The organism is Spirosoma litoris (assembly GCF_054776755.1).
In genome coordinates this window covers 51,764-71,786 of the sequence record NZ_BAAHBI010000023.1, presented here as the reverse complement: position 1 = coordinate 71,786, position 20,023 = coordinate 51,764, and the positions used below count along the sequence as shown (strand labels likewise).

Annotated in this window: 18 protein-coding genes; 12 read left to right on the top strand and 6 right to left on the bottom strand. The window is 49.2% G+C overall.

What is annotated here, in order from left to right:
* Positions 1 to 42: 42 nt before the first annotated feature.
* The gene (locus ACYVGR_RS15400; protein WP_460958427.1) at positions 43 to 351 is read right to left on the bottom strand and encodes a putative quinol monooxygenase; all 309 of its coding nucleotides are present in this window, start codon (positions 349 to 351) and stop codon (positions 43 to 45) included.
* Positions 352 to 690: 339 nt separating this feature from the next.
* Between ACYVGR_RS15400 and ACYVGR_RS15395 the strand changes: the two genes are divergently transcribed.
* The 4 genes from ACYVGR_RS15395 to ACYVGR_RS15380 all read left to right on the top strand — a co-directional run bounded on the left by ACYVGR_RS15395 (position 691) and on the right by ACYVGR_RS15380 (position 5,983).
* Complete coding sequence (locus ACYVGR_RS15395) at positions 691 to 1,662, top strand: aldo/keto reductase (RefSeq protein WP_460958158.1); 972 nt, start codon at positions 691 to 693, stop codon at positions 1,660 to 1,662.
* Positions 1,663 to 1,748: 86 nt separating this feature from the next.
* A complete protein-coding gene (locus tag ACYVGR_RS15390) occupies positions 1,749 to 2,432 on the top strand; it encodes a response regulator transcription factor (protein ID WP_460958156.1) in 684 nt (227 codons plus the stop codon).
* On the top strand, positions 2,429 to 3,706 hold the full coding sequence (locus ACYVGR_RS15385) for a sensor histidine kinase (protein WP_460958154.1): 1,278 nt from the start codon (positions 2,429 to 2,431) through the stop codon (positions 3,704 to 3,706). The genes ACYVGR_RS15390 and ACYVGR_RS15385 overlap by 4 nt, the downstream gene beginning before the upstream one ends.
* Before the next feature lie 66 nt (positions 3,707 to 3,772).
* Positions 3,773 to 5,983: a TonB-dependent receptor gene (locus ACYVGR_RS15380; protein ID WP_460958152.1), complete on the top strand. Its 2,211-nt coding sequence runs from the start codon at positions 3,773 to 3,775 to the stop codon at positions 5,981 to 5,983.
* 177 nt (positions 5,984 to 6,160) lie between these two features.
* Here the strand turns inward: ACYVGR_RS15380 and ACYVGR_RS15375 are convergent, their stop codons facing one another.
* The gene (locus ACYVGR_RS15375; RefSeq protein ID WP_460958150.1) at positions 6,161 to 8,185 is read right to left on the bottom strand and encodes a hypothetical protein; all 2,025 of its coding nucleotides are present in this window, start codon (positions 8,183 to 8,185) and stop codon (positions 6,161 to 6,163) included.
* 221 nt (positions 8,186 to 8,406) lie between these two features.
* Entirely contained in the window at positions 8,407 to 9,129 is a 723-nt protein-coding gene (locus tag ACYVGR_RS15370) for an SDR family oxidoreductase (RefSeq protein WP_460958148.1), read from the bottom strand.
* Positions 9,130 to 9,377: 248 nt separating this feature from the next.
* Between ACYVGR_RS15370 and ACYVGR_RS15365 the strand changes: the two genes are divergently transcribed.
* Positions 9,378 to 9,746, top strand: a complete 369-nt coding sequence (locus ACYVGR_RS15365; protein ID WP_460958146.1) for a hypothetical protein — start codon at positions 9,378 to 9,380, stop codon at positions 9,744 to 9,746.
* A gap of 84 nt (positions 9,747 to 9,830) precedes the next feature.
* Positions 9,831 to 12,314: a TonB-dependent receptor gene (locus tag ACYVGR_RS15360; protein WP_460958144.1), complete on the top strand. Its 2,484-nt coding sequence runs from the start codon at positions 9,831 to 9,833 to the stop codon at positions 12,312 to 12,314.
* A gap of 100 nt (positions 12,315 to 12,414) precedes the next feature.
* Here the strand turns inward: ACYVGR_RS15360 and ACYVGR_RS15355 are convergent, their stop codons facing one another.
* Together ACYVGR_RS15355 and ACYVGR_RS15350 are read right to left on the bottom strand one after the other, a co-directional pair.
* Positions 12,415 to 12,939: a YdeI/OmpD-associated family protein gene (locus ACYVGR_RS15355; protein WP_460958142.1), complete on the bottom strand. Its 525-nt coding sequence runs from the start codon at positions 12,937 to 12,939 to the stop codon at positions 12,415 to 12,417.
* A 154-nt stretch (positions 12,940 to 13,093) separates the two neighbouring features.
* Positions 13,094 to 14,164 (bottom strand): helix-turn-helix transcriptional regulator, encoded by a 1,071-nt coding sequence (locus ACYVGR_RS15350; RefSeq protein ID WP_460958140.1) that lies wholly within the window; start codon positions 14,162 to 14,164, stop codon positions 13,094 to 13,096.
* A 159-nt stretch (positions 14,165 to 14,323) separates the two neighbouring features.
* Between ACYVGR_RS15350 and ACYVGR_RS15345 the strand changes: the two genes are divergently transcribed.
* The 6 genes from ACYVGR_RS15345 (at position 14,324) to ACYVGR_RS15320 (ending at position 18,499) form a co-directional block, all read left to right on the top strand.
* Positions 14,324 to 14,719, top strand: coding sequence for a pPIWI_RE_Z domain-containing protein (locus tag ACYVGR_RS15345; protein ID WP_460958138.1), 396 nt, complete (start codon positions 14,324 to 14,326; stop codon positions 14,717 to 14,719).
* A gap of 155 nt (positions 14,720 to 14,874) precedes the next feature.
* A complete protein-coding gene (locus tag ACYVGR_RS15340) occupies positions 14,875 to 16,233 on the top strand; it encodes an ADP-ribose polymerase (protein ID WP_460958136.1) in 1,359 nt (452 codons plus the stop codon).
* Between the two features lies 1 nt (position 16,234).
* Positions 16,235 to 16,492 (top strand): hypothetical protein, encoded by a 258-nt coding sequence (locus ACYVGR_RS15335; RefSeq protein ID WP_460958134.1) that lies wholly within the window; start codon positions 16,235 to 16,237, stop codon positions 16,490 to 16,492.
* Between the two features lie 166 nt (positions 16,493 to 16,658).
* Positions 16,659 to 17,111 carry a pPIWI_RE_Z domain-containing protein gene (locus ACYVGR_RS15330; protein WP_182460507.1) on the top strand — a complete coding sequence of 151 codons (453 nt, stop codon included), beginning with the start codon at positions 16,659 to 16,661 and terminating at the stop codon, positions 17,109 to 17,111.
* Between the two features lie 605 nt (positions 17,112 to 17,716).
* Positions 17,717 to 18,127 carry a type II toxin-antitoxin system VapC family toxin gene (locus tag ACYVGR_RS15325; protein WP_460958132.1) on the top strand — a complete coding sequence of 137 codons (411 nt, stop codon included), beginning with the start codon at positions 17,717 to 17,719 and terminating at the stop codon, positions 18,125 to 18,127.
* A 141-nt stretch (positions 18,128 to 18,268) separates the two neighbouring features.
* Complete coding sequence (locus ACYVGR_RS15320) at positions 18,269 to 18,499, top strand: SWIM zinc finger family protein (protein WP_460958130.1); 231 nt, start codon at positions 18,269 to 18,271, stop codon at positions 18,497 to 18,499.
* Here ACYVGR_RS15320 and ACYVGR_RS15315 read toward each other — a convergent pair.
* Positions 18,488 to 19,861 (bottom strand): neutral/alkaline non-lysosomal ceramidase N-terminal domain-containing protein, encoded by a 1,374-nt coding sequence (locus ACYVGR_RS15315; protein WP_460958128.1) that lies wholly within the window; start codon positions 19,859 to 19,861, stop codon positions 18,488 to 18,490. The genes ACYVGR_RS15320 and ACYVGR_RS15315 overlap by 12 nt on opposite strands.
* Between the last annotated feature and the right edge of the window lie 162 nt (positions 19,862 to 20,023).

The following is a 20,023-nucleotide window of genomic DNA, read 5'->3' as shown; positions in this document are numbered from 1 at the left end:
TAGTTTCTCATCATGCAGAAGGCAAACAGTAAGTGGTTTTACTCAACTCATCAGCGAGCCAACTTCTTCTAGTTGTTCGCCCGAAAAAGCTACGGCCCGTTCGGCAAATAAGGCCTTGGTAGCGGCCCAGGTTGTGCGAAACAGCTCACTTTTTCGGTAGGCTTCGAGTGCCTCGGCAGACGTCCATAAGCTATAGGTCATGCGAACATTGGGCTGGTCAGGATCACGGAGAAGTTGTAGATGACAATTACCTGGAAACGAGCGGATATGCTGCTTCGATGCATCAAAAATAGTGTGGAAGTCAGCGAGTTTCCCTTCCTGAAACGTCATACGAACAATACGAACCAACATAATTTTATTTTTAACCACAGAGACACGTAGAATACTAAGTTTTAAATTAGTCATTCGTTTAACAACTTACTTCCTACTTTTGATGGCACAGGACTCATTCCCTTAGAAATATAAGCTAGTAAAACTCTCTTTTTTTGCCTGAAAATGGGGTTATTTTTTGTCATTCCGACGAAAGGAGGAATCTCGAAGTCGCATATTAGTCAAGCTTGACCGGGCCGCCGGAGCGGATTCCTCCTTTCGTCGGAATGACAAAAAACAATCAATTCCAGCTTTGTTAAGAGAGCCAAAATAGCTTTAAAACTCTATGTTCTCTGTGTTTAAATAATAAACCCTTACTTTATGAATTACCGTACTTTTGGCCGAACGGGCTGGCAAGTGTCTGAAATTGGCTATGGCATGTGGGGACTGGCCGGCTGGACTGGTTCTGATAAAGAAGAAGTGCTGCGGGCTCTTCAACGCTCGGTTGAACTAGGTTGCAATTTTTTCGATACAGCCTGGGCCTATGCCGATGGCGTCAGTGAAGAAATTCTCGCCCAACTGCTAAAAAATAACCCCGACAAGCAGTTATACGCAGCCACCAAAATTCCACCTAAAAATCGTAAATGGCCATCAAAGCCCGAATTTAAGCTGGAAGACGTTTTCCCTGCCGATTACATTGTTGAATACACCGAAAAAAGCCTGAAAAATCTCGGTGTTGACACCATTGATCTACAGCAATTTCACGTCTGGGAAGACAGTTGGGCCGAGCAGGACGAATGGCAGGAGGCCATCACAAAATTAACCCAACAGGGAAAAGTGCGCGCCTGGGGACTGTCAGTGAACCGTTGGGAACCGGACAACTGCCTGAATACCATCCGCACTGGGCTCATCGACGCCGTTCAGGTTATTTATAACATCTTCGACCAGAACCCCGAGGATAACCTGTTTCCCCTTTGCCGCGAAATGAACATTGGTGTCATTGCCCGCGTCCCATTCGACGAAGGCACCCTAACGGGCACGTTCACCAAAGAAACTACCTTTCCAGCCAGCGACTGGCGTTCGACCTATTTCGTACCGGAGAATTTGAACAGTAGTGTCGATCATGCCGACGCGCTTCGGCCACTGATTCCGGCTGGTATGACTATGCCCGAAATGGCCCTGCGCTTTATCCTGAGCAACCCTGATGTACACACAACCATTCCCGGTATGCGCCAGATTCGGAACGTAGAGGCTAATATTGCAGCAAGTGACGGAGCTGGTCTATCGCCCGAAGTATTGCGTGAATTGAAAGGCCATCGCTGGGATCGCACCCCAACTGAATGGAGCCAATAGCTTAATGATGTATGATATATGATGTAGGATGTGTATAATCGAATTTGCGGGCAATCATATAGACTACATCATATATCATACAGCTTATGAAAATTCTCTTAGTCGAAGACGAACCAGACTTACAGAAGGCGGTTTGCCATTATCTGGAAAGCGAAGGCTATATCGTTACGACTGCCGATACCTATTGGCAGGCCACGGAGAAAGCACATGATTATGACTACGATTGTGTGATCGTCGACTTAATGCTTCCGGGCGGCAACGGCCTCGACCTGGTCCGTGCACTCAAAAAGCGGCAATCAACAGCGGGCATCATTGTCATAACAGCGAAAGATGCGTTGGCCGATAAACTGACAGGCCTCGATGCCGGAGCCGATGACTACCTGACGAAGCCCTTTCATTTACCTGAGTTAAATGCCCGATTACGGTCTGTACTCCGCCGACGGTTGTTCGGTGGTCAGGCCCATGTACAGGCGGGTGAGCTTACCCTCTGGCCCGATCAGCAACGGGTAAGTATTCAGGATACAGACATTAAATTGACGGGGAAAGAGTATGAGCTTTTACTCTTTCTGGTCACGAATGCCGACCGACTCCTATCGAAATCCGCCATTGCCGAACACGTTTGGGGCGATGCGATGGATGCCGCCGATTCGCACGAGTTCCTCTACACGCACGTTAAGAATCTGCGTCGGAAGCTCATTAACGCGGGTTGTCCCGATTATATCCAGACGCGTTATGGGGCAGGCTATGTTTTCTCCACCCGAACGTCATGAGTCTACTTGGTCAAACTGCCCGTTATTTATTACTGACGGCCTTGTTCATTGCACTGGTCGGCTCAGTGGGGTTTTATACGCTCATCCACCGAAAAATTCGGCATGAAGTTGATGAGATTCTAACCGCCGAAGTAGAACAAACCGAACAGCGGCTACAGCATCAACCTCTTAGCAAAGTTTCGGATTGGGATGATAACCCACGCATTGAACCTGCCAACAATCCCTTACGGCCCCATTTTAGTGATAGTACTCTGCCGGATTCATTAGGCACAAATGAACCGGTTCAGATTCGCCAACTCCAGCAAACCGTGTCGGCAAACGGACAGCTGTACTTAGTAACGGTTCGATTACCCTACTACGAGTTCAACGAATTGGCCCGCGAGATGTCGGCCGGAATCATTATTGGCTTTCTGGCCCTAATGGGCTTATCCGTAGCCATTGGTTTGGGGTTATCCCGCCGATTATGGGGCCCATTCTATGGCACCATCAATCAGCTTGGCAGCTTCCGGCTCGACAGTACAACGGATCAGCCCTTCCCCGAAAGTCGCGTCCGGGAGTTTGGTTTGCTCAGTCGCTCCTTGAGTGAACTGACGCAGAAACTGCGTCGGCAATTTTCATTGCAGAAACAGTTTACCGAAAACGCATCGCACGAGTTGCAAACACCGCTGGCCGTGGCTTCGGCAGAATTGGACTTCCTGATGCAATCGGAACGGCTAAATGAAGCTGATCATATTCACCTACAACGGGCAACCGATGCCCTTAGCCGGCTTAGTCAACTGAACCGTTCGTTATTGTTGCTCACTCAGGTTGAAAATGACCAGTTTTCAGCCGATGAACCGCTGGATTTTAGTGCTCTATTGACGCAATACATTGCGGAGTATGAGCCATTTTTCGAGCACAAAAACATGGTCATCAGGCAGTCGATTTTACCAGCCGTACAGTTGCACATTAATCGACAACTGGCGGTTGTGCTGGTCACTAACCTACTAAAAAATGCGGCCCGGCATGGAGGTGCCCGACCGGGAGAAACCAGCGGTTCTGTCGGAATTACTTTAACGACAAATTCGCTCACGGTTCAAAACACGGGTACCCCGCTCCCATTCGCCGACAGTTTATTATTCAATCGGTTCGTTAAAAATCCTGCCCGCCCTGACTCAACAGGGCTAGGCTTAGCGTTAGTGAAACAGATTGCGGATCGGTACGGCTTGTCGCTAACGTATGAGTACAACAACAAAAGCGGAATGCATTCATTTCAAATAGGATTGCAATCGTAGAAGAAAATCAATACTTCAAATTCTCTTCATAATTCATTCTTTACTTGCCGATAAAATCTGTATGGAATGAAACTAGTTGTCCTTTTTACGCTACTCACCCTGGCGATTATGCCCGTATTTGGCCAGACCAATCGGGTTATTCGGGTTGAAGACAGTCTCACCCACGAACCAGTCATTGCCGCCACGGTTCAAACTTCTACTAAGCTGAACGCAGCCCGACCCGTCATTGGCGCTGTGACGGATGTCAATGGCGTTGCCCGAATTCCCAATTTGCCAGCGGAAGTCAAAACTCTGACGGTTAGTGCCGTGGGTTATGAAACAGAAGTTTTTCCGCTAACAGCGGGAGCCGATACGCTCGTTTTTCGTCTGAAAGCCGCTGTTGAAGCCATCGACGAAGTAACTGTAACCGGCACCCGTACCAATTCGCGTATCGAGGATTTACCGATAAAAGTTGAAGTTCTCGGCCAGGAAGATATGGACGAAGAAAGTGCCGTAGTGCCCGGCAACGTGAGCAGTATTCTGGGCGATATTTCGATCATTCATGTACAACGCACATCGGCCACCAATGGCAATCAGGCCATTCGGATGCAGGGACTTGATCCGAAGTACACGCAAATTCTGCGCGATGGTCTGCCCCTGTACGAAGGCTTTTCGGGAAACCTTGGTGTGTTGCAGATTCCACCACTTGATCTGAAGCAGATTGAAGTCTTCAAAGGTTCGGTTTCGACGCTTTACGGTGGAGGAGCTATTGGTGGCATGATCAACATTGTTTCCAAGACACCCACGTCCGAGAAGCCGGAGTTTACCGCCCTGCTCAACCACTCGGGCCTCAAAGAAAACAACCTCAACGCCTATTATTCGCAACGCTATGGTAAAACTGGCCTGACCTTATTTGCAGGTTATACTGACCAACAGGCCGTAGACGTAACGGGTGATGGGTTTACGGATAGTCCGGGCATCAGGCAGTTCAACTTCCACCCTAAATTTTTCTATACTCCATCCGATCGTACGAAACTCAACATCGGATACTCGTTTACGAAGGAACACCGCGAAGGTGGCTATCTCCCTGCTCTGGAAGGATCGTTTGCCAACGGTTATAAAAACCTCACCGACCTGCAACGACACACGGTTGATTTCGATATCAACCATAACACGTCTGAAACAAATACGCTGACACTGAAAGGAGCGGTTAGTACATTCCATCGCCAGAATACAGACTATCAAAAATTGTCCGATGGACGGCAATCATCCATCTATCTGGAGGGGAATAATCTGGCTCGACTCGGCAAACATCAGCTCATTGTAGGCGCCAATTTGACGGTAGAAGCTTTCCGCAAAAATCCTGACAGCACCCGGCTTGTCGATTATACCTACCAGACCATCGGCGGATTTGTACAGGACGATTGGCAAGTAGGCGAAAAAGTGGCTATACAGGCCGGACTCCGGCTCGATCATCACAATACATTTGGCAGTTTTCTATTGCCCCGGTTGTCGGTGAAGCTGAAACCCGCTGAGCCCTGGACCGTTCGATTGAGTGTTGGAACGGGTTACAAAACCCCGAACCTGTTTGTCAACCAGACACCCGGCGCCTTAAATGTCAGCTTGATTTTCCCACGGTTACTGCCGATTGATGTCAATTCCGTAAAAGCAGAACGGTCCGTTGGCGGCAACATCGACATTGCGTATTCCAAGTCGTTCGAAAGTGGCATTTCGCTTCAGGTCGATCAGGCGCTTTATTACACCTATGTCAACTCGCCAGTAGTGTCGGCCTTTGCCAGCACGTCGAATAATCTGGGCGCTTATACCCAACTCATCAACGCGCCTTATAACATCCTTAGCCTCGGAACTGATACTTACGTCCGCCTGGAATACAAAGCGTATGAACTGTATTTCGGTTATAATCATACCCTCGCCCGTCGCGACGGCCCAACCGACAATACATACTTGCCGCTGGCTCCCCAAGACAAATTCTCAACTACGGTGGCCTGGGAAAACGACCATTTCCGGTTTGGCATCGAAACAAGTTACGTTGGCAATCAATACCTGTACAACAACCAGAAAGTGGCCAATTACTGGTTCTTCGCCGGAGCCGCCGAATACCATTACAACGATCACTGGCGACTCGTTCTGAACGCCGAAAACCTGTTCAATATTAAGCAGGCCAATTACGAAACCGTTGTTCTCGGCGCGAATCCAACGGTTCAGCCCACCTTCCGCCCCATTTGGGCACCGCTTGAGGGTCGAATTGTGAATTTAGCGCTGAAGTTTACGTTGTGATATAAATGTATCTACGGGCTTCAGCCCGTGTTGTGAATTGAAGCTCTGGCGCGAGTATTTGCTCGTGCCTTTTTATGAAGCCAGTATTCACTGGCGTCTATGCAATCAACCCAAACGCCAGCGAATGCTGGCGATATAAAAAAGCACGAGCAAATACTCGCGCTAGTCCGTCTCATATTACTCAACAATCAACACCGAGTGCACACCTAACTCCGGTACAATCACTGTAGCAATCCCATTGGCATAACGAATCGGTAAGGTTTTGTTTTCGGGCTGCTGGACAATACGTTTGGGCTTTGTAGCCGTGCGAAGTCGGACGGTTAGGTTCGTCAGGAGCGGCACTTCGTCGTAGGTAAATACTTGCGGGTCGGCGTGGCGACCACCCGTATTAATCAGATTAACAGCTAATCGGTTATGTTGACGATTCAAAACCACATGTACCAAATGCGAACCAGTCACCTCAATCAAAGGCTTAGGCAGCAACGGGCGAGTTAGTGACGAAATAAAATCCCGTAGTTTCGCCGACTGGTGTTTTTCGTAATCGCGACTCAGATCAGCATATACGGCCGTTAGTTGACCTTTGCCAAATGGCGTTTCGGTAGCAATAACGCCCTCCACGGGATCACCGGTTTCCGATTTGAGAAATTGACCAACGGCTTTCGTAGTCTTGCTCGCAACACGCACAGGCTGAAATGGTCCCGTGAGTACAACAGATGCTCCCTTATGCAACACCCATTTGGGCCCTTTCGCCAATGCAGCTGTCGTCGCAACGCCCAGTTCTGTAGCAAATGAAGACGTCGTTTGAGCACCTATTAACAGCAAATGACCGCCCTGACGGGTATAGTCAAGTAGCTCCTGCCGAAACGTCGGATTTAGGGAATCCTGCTGCGACACCACAATTACCGGATATTGATTTAACTGTCCCTGAAGATGTTGCTCTGAGAGCACTTCAACAGGCAGTTGTGCATCCAGAAGCGCCGTTAGCACCCCATTGATCCGTTGCGTTTGCCCATTACCAAACAGCCCTTTATTGAATGTATTAACGGTCGAATTAGCATACAGTACCGCAATTTGCGGAATGGGCGTGCTTCCTTCGCAGAAAGGCTGACGGGCCCGTACAAACTCAGCTAATTTTGTCATCACAGGCAATTCGCGAAGACCAATTGAGGCATCACGACGCTGCTGGTAATAAGCCTGAAAACCACCGCCAAGTGAGATTATTTCGGCGGCTTCCTGCATCAGATGAACCGCTGTTTTCTGATCGCCCTGCCGCTGCACGGGACTAAATTCATACCAGAAGCTCCACGACATCAGATCCCATGGTTTGTGGTAAAGCTGGCCTTGGGCAGCCATAACCCGTCCTTCCAGAGCCGCGGAATTTACACTGTTACTGGGCGTCAGATCACCCGACAGAAAGTCGACATTAGTCTTGATGGGTTCCGGCATCATAGACGAATACGCCCAGTTCGACGCGATTCTGAACGTTGGCCGATGCCGATGGACAGCATCCGTATAATGCCCGATGTACTGAGTGAACGAACGCCGGGCGAAGTCTATAAACGCCCTGTAGCCAGCATCCTTCTCCGAACGTGGTACGGTTTGAATACCCGTCTCAGCTCGAAATTTCGCCAGTGCCGTTGGTGAGTAATCCAGCACCGTTGCCCAGCACTCCCCATCGACCCACACGCCATCCGCACCGTAATCGGCCAATTCGTTCAATTGCGGAATCAACAACGAATCGACGTAAGGGCCGTGGACGGATGTTTTCGATTTATCGATAGTCACATCAGCTTTTTGGACTGCCCAATTTGGATGTTTAGCCAATACCGCATCATCGTACACACCCGAATAATGCAGGTACAAATCGACGCCATGTTTACGAGTAACAGCCCGATAAAATGCCAGCGGATCGTTAACGATGTGTGGAGCGACCGTCGCATTGGCCACTTTTGACGGATAACTCGACACACCCGGATGTCCTTTACAATCGACCTGAATAAAATCGGGCTTGACCGCCGTTAGCAATGAATCCAGGCTTTTTTCAGACAGATTTCGTCCAATCAGTGAATCTTCAGCTACAGCATGAAAATCGAAATGGAGGCCAAAGTACCGTTTTGACGTAGGTTTAGTAGGATTTACGCTTGACTGCGCAAGGGCATGAAAACTTGAAAGGGCAAAGAGTAATACAAGAAAGGCCTTCATTATTGGTGGGTTGGTTGCAATCAGAGGAAGAGTAATAGCGGTAAAGCTTACTGCCAGCTCACATTATAACCCCGAAAAATAGGAGATGATTTTATCGTAAGACAGAATCATCGTGCGATAAAATCATCTTACAATTGTTTGCACTTTGTGTCAGTTGAGTAAGAGAGAAAGGAAACGAATCATTCCCCTTCTCCCTCTCGTCCTTCCTCCTTTTTCTCCTCTCAATACTCCTGCGACAACGGGTGTACCATAAACTCATCAATAACCACATGCGCCGGGCGGCTGACAATGAACAGCATCGATTCTGCCATGTCTTCGTTCTGGAGCCAACTCGCCCGTTTGTCAGAGCGATCACCTTTAGCGTGGAAATTCGAGTCTACCAGACCAGAGTAAACACCCGTCACTTTGATGCCAAACGAACGCACTTCTTTCCGCAGCGCACCCGTGAAGGCTTCCTGTGCGTACTTGCTGGCCGTGTATAAAGACCCGCCCGCAAAGGTACGCTTGGCCACGTCCGATGCCACCACAACGACATGTCCCGAGCCCTGTGCTTTCAGGCTTGGTAACGCGGCTTTGGTCAGGATGAAGGTGCCTTTTACATTGGTCGCCATCAGGTCGTCCCACTCGCTGACGGTGAGTTCGTCTACATTTTTGAAAACACCGTAACCCGCGTTGTTGATAACGACATCGATATGTTTGAACTGATCAAGGGCGGTTTGAACAACCGCTTCCATATCCGATTCACTGGTAACGTTGCCGGGAACAGCTACGATTTTGCCCCGAACATGGCCTTCGGTGGCTTCCTTTTCGAGTTGAGCTAGTTCTTCGGCGTTGCGCGCGGTTACAACCACATTGGCACCGTGTTCGGCCAAGAGCAAAGCCGTTGCCCGGCCGATTCCCCGCGAGGCTCCTGAGATGATGATGGTTTTATTTTCGACGGTCATAGGATTAGTTTTCTAACGCAAAGGTCGCTAAAAGTTTTCGACAGGATTTACATGATAAACAGGATTAATCGTCTAGAAAAATCCTGTTTATCCTGTAAATCCTGTCAGAAAAAATAAATTCTTTCGCTCTCCAAGCCACAAAACGGCCATTTAATCAATGAAACATTTTTTTTAGACTCGTCTAAAACCAATTATAATTCGCCTGCGTATCTTTGGTACAGGTTTGATAGACTGATTCCCACGAATCAATGCTCGGTTTGCTCCACATACATCGGTTGCGCGTAGCCCGTTTGCTGCTTGGCCTCTTTCTGGCGATGTGGCTTAATGGTGTGGTATTTCGCCACGCGCACCGCTTGCCGAGTGGTAAACTGATTGTCCACGCTCACCCCTACTGGCCTTTTGGAAAAGGGCCTATTCTTCCCAATAACCATACAGCGCAGGAAATTCTACTGCTCGATCTGGCGGCCAATCTGCCCGTAGTTGTTGGCAGTTTCTTTGCGTTTTTATTTCTGTTGCGGGAGCGTTTGCAATCGGTTTTTCTGTTCAGGAACCGCGCCTTTCAGTCTCATTTCCGTTTCCGTTGCTTCTCTCACCGGGGTCCTCCCGTCGTTTGGTAATTTCCTGATTGGCAAACATCGACCTTCCGGCCGATGCTTCATGCTGTATTCTCTGGAGTACTTCACCAAACGTTAACACCCTGAATGAACAAATTTTTCCTGCTGATCAGCTTGGGACTGTACAGTCTCGGGCTAAGCATGCTGTATGCACAGCCATCTCCTACCCGAATTATTCGCGGCTCAGTTACCGATGCCGACAACCATAAACCCATTCCGTTTGGCAACGTAAGTCTGACCGGACAAAGTAAAGGGGCAATTACTGACGCTCGAGGGCAGTTTTCGCTCTCGATCAAGGCCGATACGTTAGCGCATGAATTGATTATTTCCTGCGTCGGCTACAAATCCGACACACTACAAATTAGTGCCCAAACGGACCAGTACAATGCTATTTTACTCCCTGTTGTGAATGCGCTCAACGAAGTTGTTGTTACAGGAGTTACACGCGGAACGCTTCTCCGGCAGAATCCCGTCGCGATTCTGGCCATCTCGTCGCGGGCCATCGAGAGTTCAAGCAGCAGCAATATCATCGACGTACTGGTGAAGAATGCACCGGGTCTGAATGCAGTTAAAACAGGCCCGAATATTTCCAAACCCTTCATCCGCGGCCTGGGCTATAACCGTGTGCTAACCCTCTACGACGGCGTTCGGCAGGAAGGGCAGCAGTGGGGTGATGAGCATGGGGTCGAGGTTGATAATTACAACATCAGCCGGGCCGAGGTAATCAAAGGCCCTGCCAGTTTGATGTACGGTTCCGACGCGTTGGCGGGTGTGGTGAGCATGATGCCAAACTACCCAAAAGATACCGAAGGCAAACTCAAAGTTGGGATTGTAACGGAATATCAATCGAATAACCGGCTGTTGGGCGAGTCGCTGAGTTTGGCGTCGGGCGGGTCGCGCTGGGCCTGGAATTTACGTGGTTCCATACGAGCCGCCACCAATTACACCAACAAGATCGACGGTCGGATTTATAATACCGGCTTTTCGGAGCGGACCTTAACCGCCATGCTCGGATATTCGGGACATCAGGGTTACTCTCGTTTCGGCGCTTCGCTCTACGACAATTTGCAGGGGATTCCCGATGGCAGCCGCGATTCCTTGACCCGCCAGTTTACTAAACAGGTTGCCGAAGCCGATCTGGACGACATCCGGAATCGCCCAATTGTACCTGCCAGCGAACTATCGTCGTATAAGCTTAGCCCACTCCATCAGCACATTCAGCACTATCGACTCCATACCAATAACCACTATCAAATTGGCAACGGCGAGATCGATTTACTGCTCGCCTTTCAGCAAAACGTACGTCGGGAATATAACCACCCAACCCAACCTGACCAGGCTGGTTTATTCGTTCGGCTGAACACCTTTAATTATGGCTTGCGGTATAACCTGCCAAACTTCGGGAAGCTGGCAACAACGGTGGGCGTTAACGGAATGTATCAGGCCAACAAAAACAAGAATGGCACGGCTTTCCCCATCCCAGATTACAATCTCTTTGATGTCGGTACGTTTGTGTTCCTGAAATGGCAGGCCGAGAAACTAACGTTAAGTGGTGGTTTACGCTATGACCGACGGCGCTTGACCGGAGATGATTTTTACGTGCGTGTCGATCCACACACGGGTTTCGAACAACACGCTACTTTACCCGATACGGCCAGATCGACCTTGCAGTTTCCCGCTCTTCATCAATCATTTACGGGTATTTCGATGAGCCTGGGCGCGACTTACGAGTTTTCGGACAAGCTGGCTCTTAAAGCCAATATCGCCCGAGGGTATCGCGCACCAAGCATCACTGAAATTGCCTCTAACGGACTTGACCCCGGTGCGCACATCGTCTATATCGGTAACCGTAACTTCAATCCTGAGTTCAGTTTTCAGCAAGATCTTGGTCTGACAGCCACTTTTCCAGACGTCAATTTTGGGGTAAGCGTGTTCAATAACTTCATTCAGAACTACATTTCACTCGCGCAGCTAGTCGATGCACAGGGCGAACCCGTCGTGATTGTGCCGGGAAACAAGACCTACCAATATCAGCAGTCTTCGGCTCAATTATATGGGTTCGAAACCCAGTTCAGCCTGCATCCAACTACCTGGCGGGGATTCACTTTCGACAATAGTATTGCGCTGGTATACGGCTATAATCGGGGGCAGCGGTACACCGATGCGGGCGTTCTGGGCCAATACCTGCCTTTTATCCCTCCTCTACGCATATCGACGGGTGTTAGTCAGCTTCTTCCAACAAAGTCTAAATGGCTGACCGATATTACGATCAAAGCCGATGTGGATTACAACGCCCGGCAAGATCGCTATCTGGGTCTGAATGATACCGAAACGGCAACGGCCGCTTACACGCTGGTCAATACGGGTGCCGATGCGTCGATTCGTGTGAGCCAAAACAAGCCAACCTGGCACGTAGTGTTTCAGGTCAATAATCTGTTCGACGTCGCCTACCAATCGAACCTGAGCCGGTTGAAGTATTTCGAATATTTCACACAATCGCCCAACGGTCACCTCGGTATGTACGGCATGGGCCGGAATGTTTGCCTGAAGCTGATTTTGCCGTTTAACTAGTCTGAACCGGGATTTCAACAAGATTTAAAAGATTTTCAGGATTAATATGTTCTGTATTAAGTAATCTTGTTAATCTTTTAAATCTCATTAAAATCCCGGTTCAGACGTATTTCTTGAAATGCCTTATCATCTCGCCAAAATTCATGCCCAATGACAAACCCGTGACGGCCTGTGTCAGTCGTTTGGTTTTGGTATCGATGGTTTTGGCGTCTTCAATCCAGTTGCTGAAGTAGTTCTGATGGCTTGGGCTCAACTTGCGGAAGTTCGCTAAGGCGGCTGGGTCGTCTTCTAAGCACTCAAGCAAATCAGCGGATTGCGGCAATGGATCGTTATCGACTTCAAGAGTGACCTTGATTTGTGTTCCTTCTTCTTCCTTCCCGATTCCCCGACGCATGGTAGCGTTTATGGGCATCATAAAACCGCCATCTGGGTTTATGGAGCGCCCCATCGGAAGTAGAGCAACCAGCTTAATGGGGTAATTATCCAGCGTTCCCTTCACGCGAAAGGCCTTTTTCTGTCCGGGTTTCAGTTCGTCGCTAATGGCAAGCGGAATCTCGATGTACGTCCACCGGGTTTTATCTCCTTTTTCACCGAATTTCAGAAGGGTTGTTGTAAATGAGGGCATAGGGCTTGTTTGTTTATCGTGGTGTCAGTTACTTATAACCGACATTTCAGGACGGTTCGCCGTTGCGATTCTCAAAACTTAATTCTTCGCACCGGTAGGTTTTGAGAAACCTAAGACGTCAGCTATAAGTAGCTGACATCACTTATCACAAGCTTCAATACCGCGCCAGCGTAGCCTCCAGCGACGTCTTCATCTCTTTCACCAGACTTGCCGGTTGCAGAACCGTCAGGTGTTCGCCGTAGCTGCGCAGGTGCATGAGCAGGTCGCGGTTGGGTGCCAGTCGAAGCCGGACGATGCATTCGGTTTCGGTGTCGCTCAGTACCTCCTGAGTTTGGTGAATGGGTTTAGCTTTTACGTAGCGCCCAAACAACGGACTGAATGACAAGACAATATCTTCAACCGGACCGTGGCTGTCTGTTATGCCGTAAATATGCTCGAATAAGTCGCTTACATTGGCTAGTACAGTCGGCGGAACATCGCAAGGATCGTCTAGCAATTCAAGTTCGCTCATGCGGTCGAGGGCAAAGGTTCGTTCGCCCCCACTGGCCGCGTCGTAGCCAATGACGTACCAGCTATCAGACACCTCCCGCAATAGAATTGGGTGAAGAATCCGCAGTTTGGGCCGTTCGAGCGTAACAAGATTGGGGTCAACGGTGCGGGCTTTGGCTTTGCGCATGGTCAGGCTACCACTCATCGATACGGCTTCTTCGTGCTTGAGATATCGAAACGCCACCTGCCGATTCTGGTTCACCGCTCTGATTAACACGGGTACATACTGCCGATTGCCACCCAGGATTTTCTCCTCAACATACACAACCCGTCGCGTTGGCGCATCGGTTTTCACTTCCCGAATAATGTCCAGACTCTGCCGCACACGTTGTAAGGCATTATCCAGTTCATCGGCTACCGACGCGCCCTGTGTAGCTGCCAGTACTTCCCGCGCCTGCTCCAACGCTTCCATATCGTCGGGAGTCAGCATTAAGTTCAGCAACCGGAATTGTGGATTGCTGTAATAATAACCGTTGGCCCGTTTATCGTACTCAATAGGCGCATCGTGGTCTTCGCGCATCCGTTGAATATCCTTTTCGAGCGACGAAATAGACCGGATGCCGCATTTATCCTGGCAGAGTTCAAAAAGTTTCTGCTTTGAGTACCGGCGCGGATATCGGCTAATGATTTCGTCGATGAGTCGATACCGTTGAAAGGCTGAGCGGGTTATAGGCATACAATATTATATATAATACAAATAAAACATATTCACTCAAATTGTGATTATATTTGGCGAGCACAAAGGAGCGAAACTTTTTTCAATAAAAAAGAAGACCGTAAATAGATTACGTTTTGGGTAGTATACTTTTGAATCGGACAATCACATAGACTTATCATGACTCATACCTCACGTCCCCGCGCAAACACATCGGCTTACACGCCCCGCCCATCGCTTTCAACCCGGCAATTAGTTGACCTCGAACTGGGTTTATTTTTACTTCAGCAACTACACCCGGATGCTCCTGCAACGGCGCTTCCTGCTTTACTCCGGCCTGATGATACCGATTGGTCTGGCCTGACTCCCAAACAGAAAAAATACCTGAATCGTGGACGACTCCTGTTGTCTCACTTTGCCTATAACCGCCAGTGGCAGGAATTATTAACAGCTTATGCATCGGCTCCCGGTCATCGACTGGCCTTTGATCTCAGCCCCGATTGCAGCCATTTTTCCGAAAAAACGGTTGGTTTCTCTCGCAACCGGCTTGGCGTTTTACGCAAAATGCTGGCCTAATAAATTGGTCAGGAGTGGTCAGGGGCTGTCAAGAGTAGATAAGTAAGGTTTCCAATACTACTCTCGACAAGACTTGGCCATTCCTGACAAGACTTGACCGCTTCTGACCACCCCTGACAATACTTGACTATCCTTCACAACTCCTGACTAAGATTATGCTGAACCAGTTGCTCCAACGGGTATGGAACCGCCCTGCCTCAGTCGATACCGATACTACAGTTCGCCCACACCCCAATACCCTGAAGCTTACTCCTGCTGAACAAGTTAGGCCTATGCCATCCGAATCACCCAACTCGACGCTACGGACGGTGAAACTGATTATGGTGACCGCCGAAAACAACAACAAATTCTATGAAATGCGTGAAAATGAAAACGGTACGTTCGATGTCTACTACGGCCGGGTAGGTGGTTTTCGCAATAAAGCTACCCATCCCATAGCGCAGTGGAACCAGAAACTCCGTGAGAAAACCGCCAAGGGCTATACCGACCAGACCCACCTTTTTGCAGAATCCAGCCCTGTAACAGATGCCAGCACCATTGCCGATCCAGCTGTGCGTGGCCTGATGAGTCGGCTACTGGAATTAGCTAATCTGTCTATTTTTCAGAACTATACCGTTACCGCTCAGCAAGTTACCCGCAAACAGGTTGAAGTGGCCCAACAAATGCTCGATGAGTTAGCCAAGCACCTAAAGGTAGGTATGGATACGGTTGCTTATAACGCCAAACTCCTCGACCTGTTTAAAGTGATTCCCCGTCGTATGGCCCACGTCGGACAGCACCTGGCAAGTGATACACCGCTTTCGGCCGATGATCTCCAACCTCTTCGGGACAACCTCGCCGACGAACAGGCAACGCTCGATGTCATGCGCGGTCAGGTCGAACTAGCCCCCGTTCCAACCGGTCCCGACCAGGCTCCGCCAACGCTTCTGGAAAGTATGAATCTGACCATCGAACCCGAAACAGACAACCACGTTCTGAAACTCATCAAACAAATGATGGGGGCCGATGCCAACAAATTCGACGCGGCTTTCAGCGTACGTCATGCTGCTACCGACGCTGCTTTCAATGCCTACATAGGTAAACAACAAAATCGTAAAACGCTGGCCCTCTGGCACGGAAGCCGTAGCGAGAATTGGCTGTCGATTCTGAAAAATGGTTTGGTGCTACGCCCAGCCAATGCGGTAATCACGGGCAAAATGTTCGGATACGGAATCTACTTCGCCGATCAATTTAGCAAGTCACTCAACTACACATCGCTGAACGGTTCGGTCTGGACTAACGGTCGGCAGAATGAAGCGTATCTCGCGATTTACGAAGTACACGTTGGTGAGCAACTGGAACTGACCAAACACGAACCGCAGCATATGCAGTTGGACGGCAACGCGCTAAAGAAACTAGATTCCCGATATGATTCGGTATTTGCCCGTCAGGGAGTTAGTCTGCAAAAGAACGAATTCATTGTTTACAACCAGGCGCAATGTACGGTTCGGTACATCGTCAGAATCAAATCGTAAGATGGAGGCACAACGTAAAAAATTAGACCCGCTGGTTATTCGATTTGTGGCCACGGCACTCATTCTGGCTAACGGCAGCACCACTACGCTGGACGTCAAAAAGTCGCTACGCCAACGTGGCTACGAAGCCCGTCAGGCCGATATTTCGCAATGGCTTCTGGTCATTTGTTTTTGGGAGAACTGGGCCGTAAAAGACAATGGCAAACATCGAATTTACTCCTTTCAAAAATTCGGCATTGCTCAACCGATCAATAATTAATTTTTTTCGACAGGATTAACAGGATAAAACAGGATTTTAACTGATACATAGAATCCTGTTTTATCCTGTTAATCCTGTCGAAAAAAATTTCAAAAAAATAGTACAACGTAAAAAGGTTACGTTCTAGTGATGTGATATTTGTATAGAACAATAAACAAACATACAAATGAACACGCTCCTCACCACCGCCCCTGTTGCTCGCCCGGCTCTTGCTAGCTTGTTACGCTGGCAGGAACCGCTGGCTAGTCGAATTCGGTTTCGGCACGCATTGCCGGGCATGGTGGCGAATCGCTTGCTTAACGTTGAATTAGGATTGTATCTGCTGGCCGAACTGGTTCCCATGGCACCGCCACAAGCGTTGCCGGATCTGTTGAATGGTCAGGGATACATTTACCGGCAGCGGCCTATCTGGTCGCCCCGGCAGCACCGTGCGCTAAACCAGGCCCGTATTCTGTTAGCACCTTACCTAGACCGGAGCGCCTGGTTCAAGGCACTGGACAAATACGCCAACCTGTCGCCGGAATTGCGGGCCTTTACCCTCAACGGTAATCTCCGCACCGACATCAGCAGCTATTTGCTCCGTGAGCGGGTGGGTCTGTTCTCTCGGGCGCTGGCCTAAGCCAAACGCGATCTGCGTACGTACTAAGCTAGTGGGTGTATTTACGCCCGCTAGCTTTCTCTCTTTATACTCTTCCTCGAAACCTTCCTTATTGCTTATATGCCACCTATACAACCTGCCTCGTTCGGTAACTCCCTGAATCAATCTGCAATTAAGAATTCACAAAACTCATGATGAATTGCGGAGCACTCATGAGTCAGATACGATTACTACAGCCAGGCTTTAAAATTGGGCGCTACCTTTACTGGCTCCACCTAACGCTAGTCAGCTTGTTCATTTGCCGATACTGCTTCGTTTGCTGGACTTATCAACCAATGGCGCGATTGGTCGTCTGTAAATTTATGAGGCAGGTACTGCGCTTTCGGTGAAAGGTTTATATGAACAAAACAGCACCAATCATGACCAAGCAACCAGATATGAGCTTTAAACGTTATCTTAGCGAATCGAACCTATATCATGATGAAAACTGCCACAAAACCCATCAAATCCTCGTCAGATAAAAAGCCCAAATCGAATTTAAAAGCGGCTTTGGGTAAATATAAGGGAGTTATTATGGAAAAGGATGGTTGTTGGGATGAGGATCTAAAGAAGACTATTTCTGATTGATGAAGTATCTGCTTGACACCCACATTCTCATCTGGCTTCTTACCAACAACCCTAAACTCAGCTCCACAATCAGAGCCATTCTGGCTGACGAAACCAACGAGTTCTTTTTCAGCATGGAAAGTGTGCGTGAAATGATCCTAAAGGCGAAAACAGGAAAATTAATATTACCTGCTGATATTGATCTATTGCTCTTCGAGTTGCAGGATGAATTTGGCATTCGTCTGCTGACAGTTAAGCCAAAACATTTAAAGCAGCTCTACACTTTAGAAACACCTACCAACCATAAAGACCCATTTGACCACCTGCTGATTTGCCAAGCCATAGTCGAAAAGCTAACTATGATCAGCGCAGACCGTAACTTTCCTTACTATAAAACTCAGGGGCTCCACTTAGTGGAGAATTTGGTTTAGCCCAATGGCGCGATTGGTCGTCTGTAAATTTATGAGGCAGGTGCTACGGTTTCGGTGAAAGGTTTATTTTCGACAGGATTTACAGAATTAATTTTGCCAGTAAACAATCCTGTAAATCCTGTCGAAAAGCATCAGCCGCTTATGCTTAGCCGAATCCAACTTCAGCAACTCGCTAATACCACCAGCTTTAGCCGGGGCGAAGACTATTTCTATAATAACGCCGTTCGACGCATCAAACGTGCGGGCAACACCTTTACCGGGAAGGTTGAAGGTTCAGAGTTATATGAGGTTTCGCTAACACTAAGTCATCTTGATACACAGTTTGACTGCGATTGTCCATACTATTACGAGGGTATCTCCCTACGGCTTTAGCTGAAGGCTGGCGTACATCATATCGAGCAGGCCGTTGACGATGGCGGTTTCGGCAAAACCGGGCTTGAGCCGCGACGAAACCACTTCAAACGTGTAGGTGCCAAACGCAGCATCATTGGGAATATAGCCCGACCGGGCAAACCCGTTGGTCAATGTCACCATCATGGTGTTGGCAAAGGGCGATTCTTTTTTCAGGCGGGTCCAGATGGGGCTGAACACTTCGCCGTTGACGGCCGCAAACGCAATGTCGCCCACCCGAATCAGCCCGAGCCGGATCGGAATCGAGTCGGCGTCGGCATACGTACCCGCGTAGCCTGCCCGACCTTCGTCCAGCCGCTTGCGTCCGGGGCAGTGGATGATGCGCTGATCGGTCTGAACAATGGGGTTGCTTATTTTCCGCTTGATACCCCGCATGGTGTGCAGCACCTCCTCGCCCAGCAGTTGCCCCATCGACAGCAGCATCTGCTTTTGCTGCTCCATCAGTTTGATCACTTTGGGGTCGCTCCGGTCCAGTCCTTCGCCACCGGGAGGCATTTTGTTGCTGATGTCAATGCCTCGTTTAGCGTACTCCTTCACGCGAATCTCGCGCAAATCGTAGGTCTGCTGGTAATAGATCGGGTTCTGGTCACCACAAGCCCCCGTCGACCAGAGGGCTACGGTCTCGTCGTCGAAGTTGTTTTCCAGATACCGCGACGCGGCTCCCGGCACATCCCCGCTGACCTTGTCGAACATCCCGGAGATAACCCCGTGCATGGCATAATTGTAGTAGATGGCAATGGGTTTACCGGCCAGCGATTCGAAGGTAACCACAGCTACGGTTTTATCAGATGGTCCATCGTAGTTGGGTCCCTCCCACCAACGACGGGTTTCTGGGTCGATGATGTTGCGGTTTACGTTGATGTAGGATACTCCTTCGCCATAGCCCACACGGGCGGGTTGCAGCTTGTCTTTCGCCAGTTTAACGGCACTGGCAATTTTGGTCTCAAAAGCCTCGCCACTGATTCCAAACGGGACACTGTGCGTATGCGTGGCGGTGAGCTGGATGTTCTGGGTAGGAATACCCGATAGCACTTTAATCTTCGCGAGGATACGGTCGGCCATTTCGTCGTTGATACCACCAATATCCACCGAAACGAGAGCCACGGTATTACTGCCATTGTTGATGACGACAGCCCGTGAGTAGATGTTGTCGTTAATTCCGAAATACGGTTTTTTCAGCTCGCTCAGGGCGGGTGTTATGTCTACTTTGGCCGCACCAATGGAAAGCGAAGTCGGTGGGATTGACTGCGCTATCACTAGATTTACGGTGTTGATTAGCCCGATCAGTAACAGGCTTATCGTACAGTTTAGTAGCTTTTTCATAGGTTTAGTCGTTTAGGCTGGTTAGCCATCAAAGGTAGATTAACCCTAAAGATACCCAATAATGAGCCCGGTGTATGGTCTCCATTGGGCAATCGCTCCCTCACTCACTCCTCATGTAACCGTTTCTGATCAATCCCCCAACCCAAAATACCCCTTATCTTT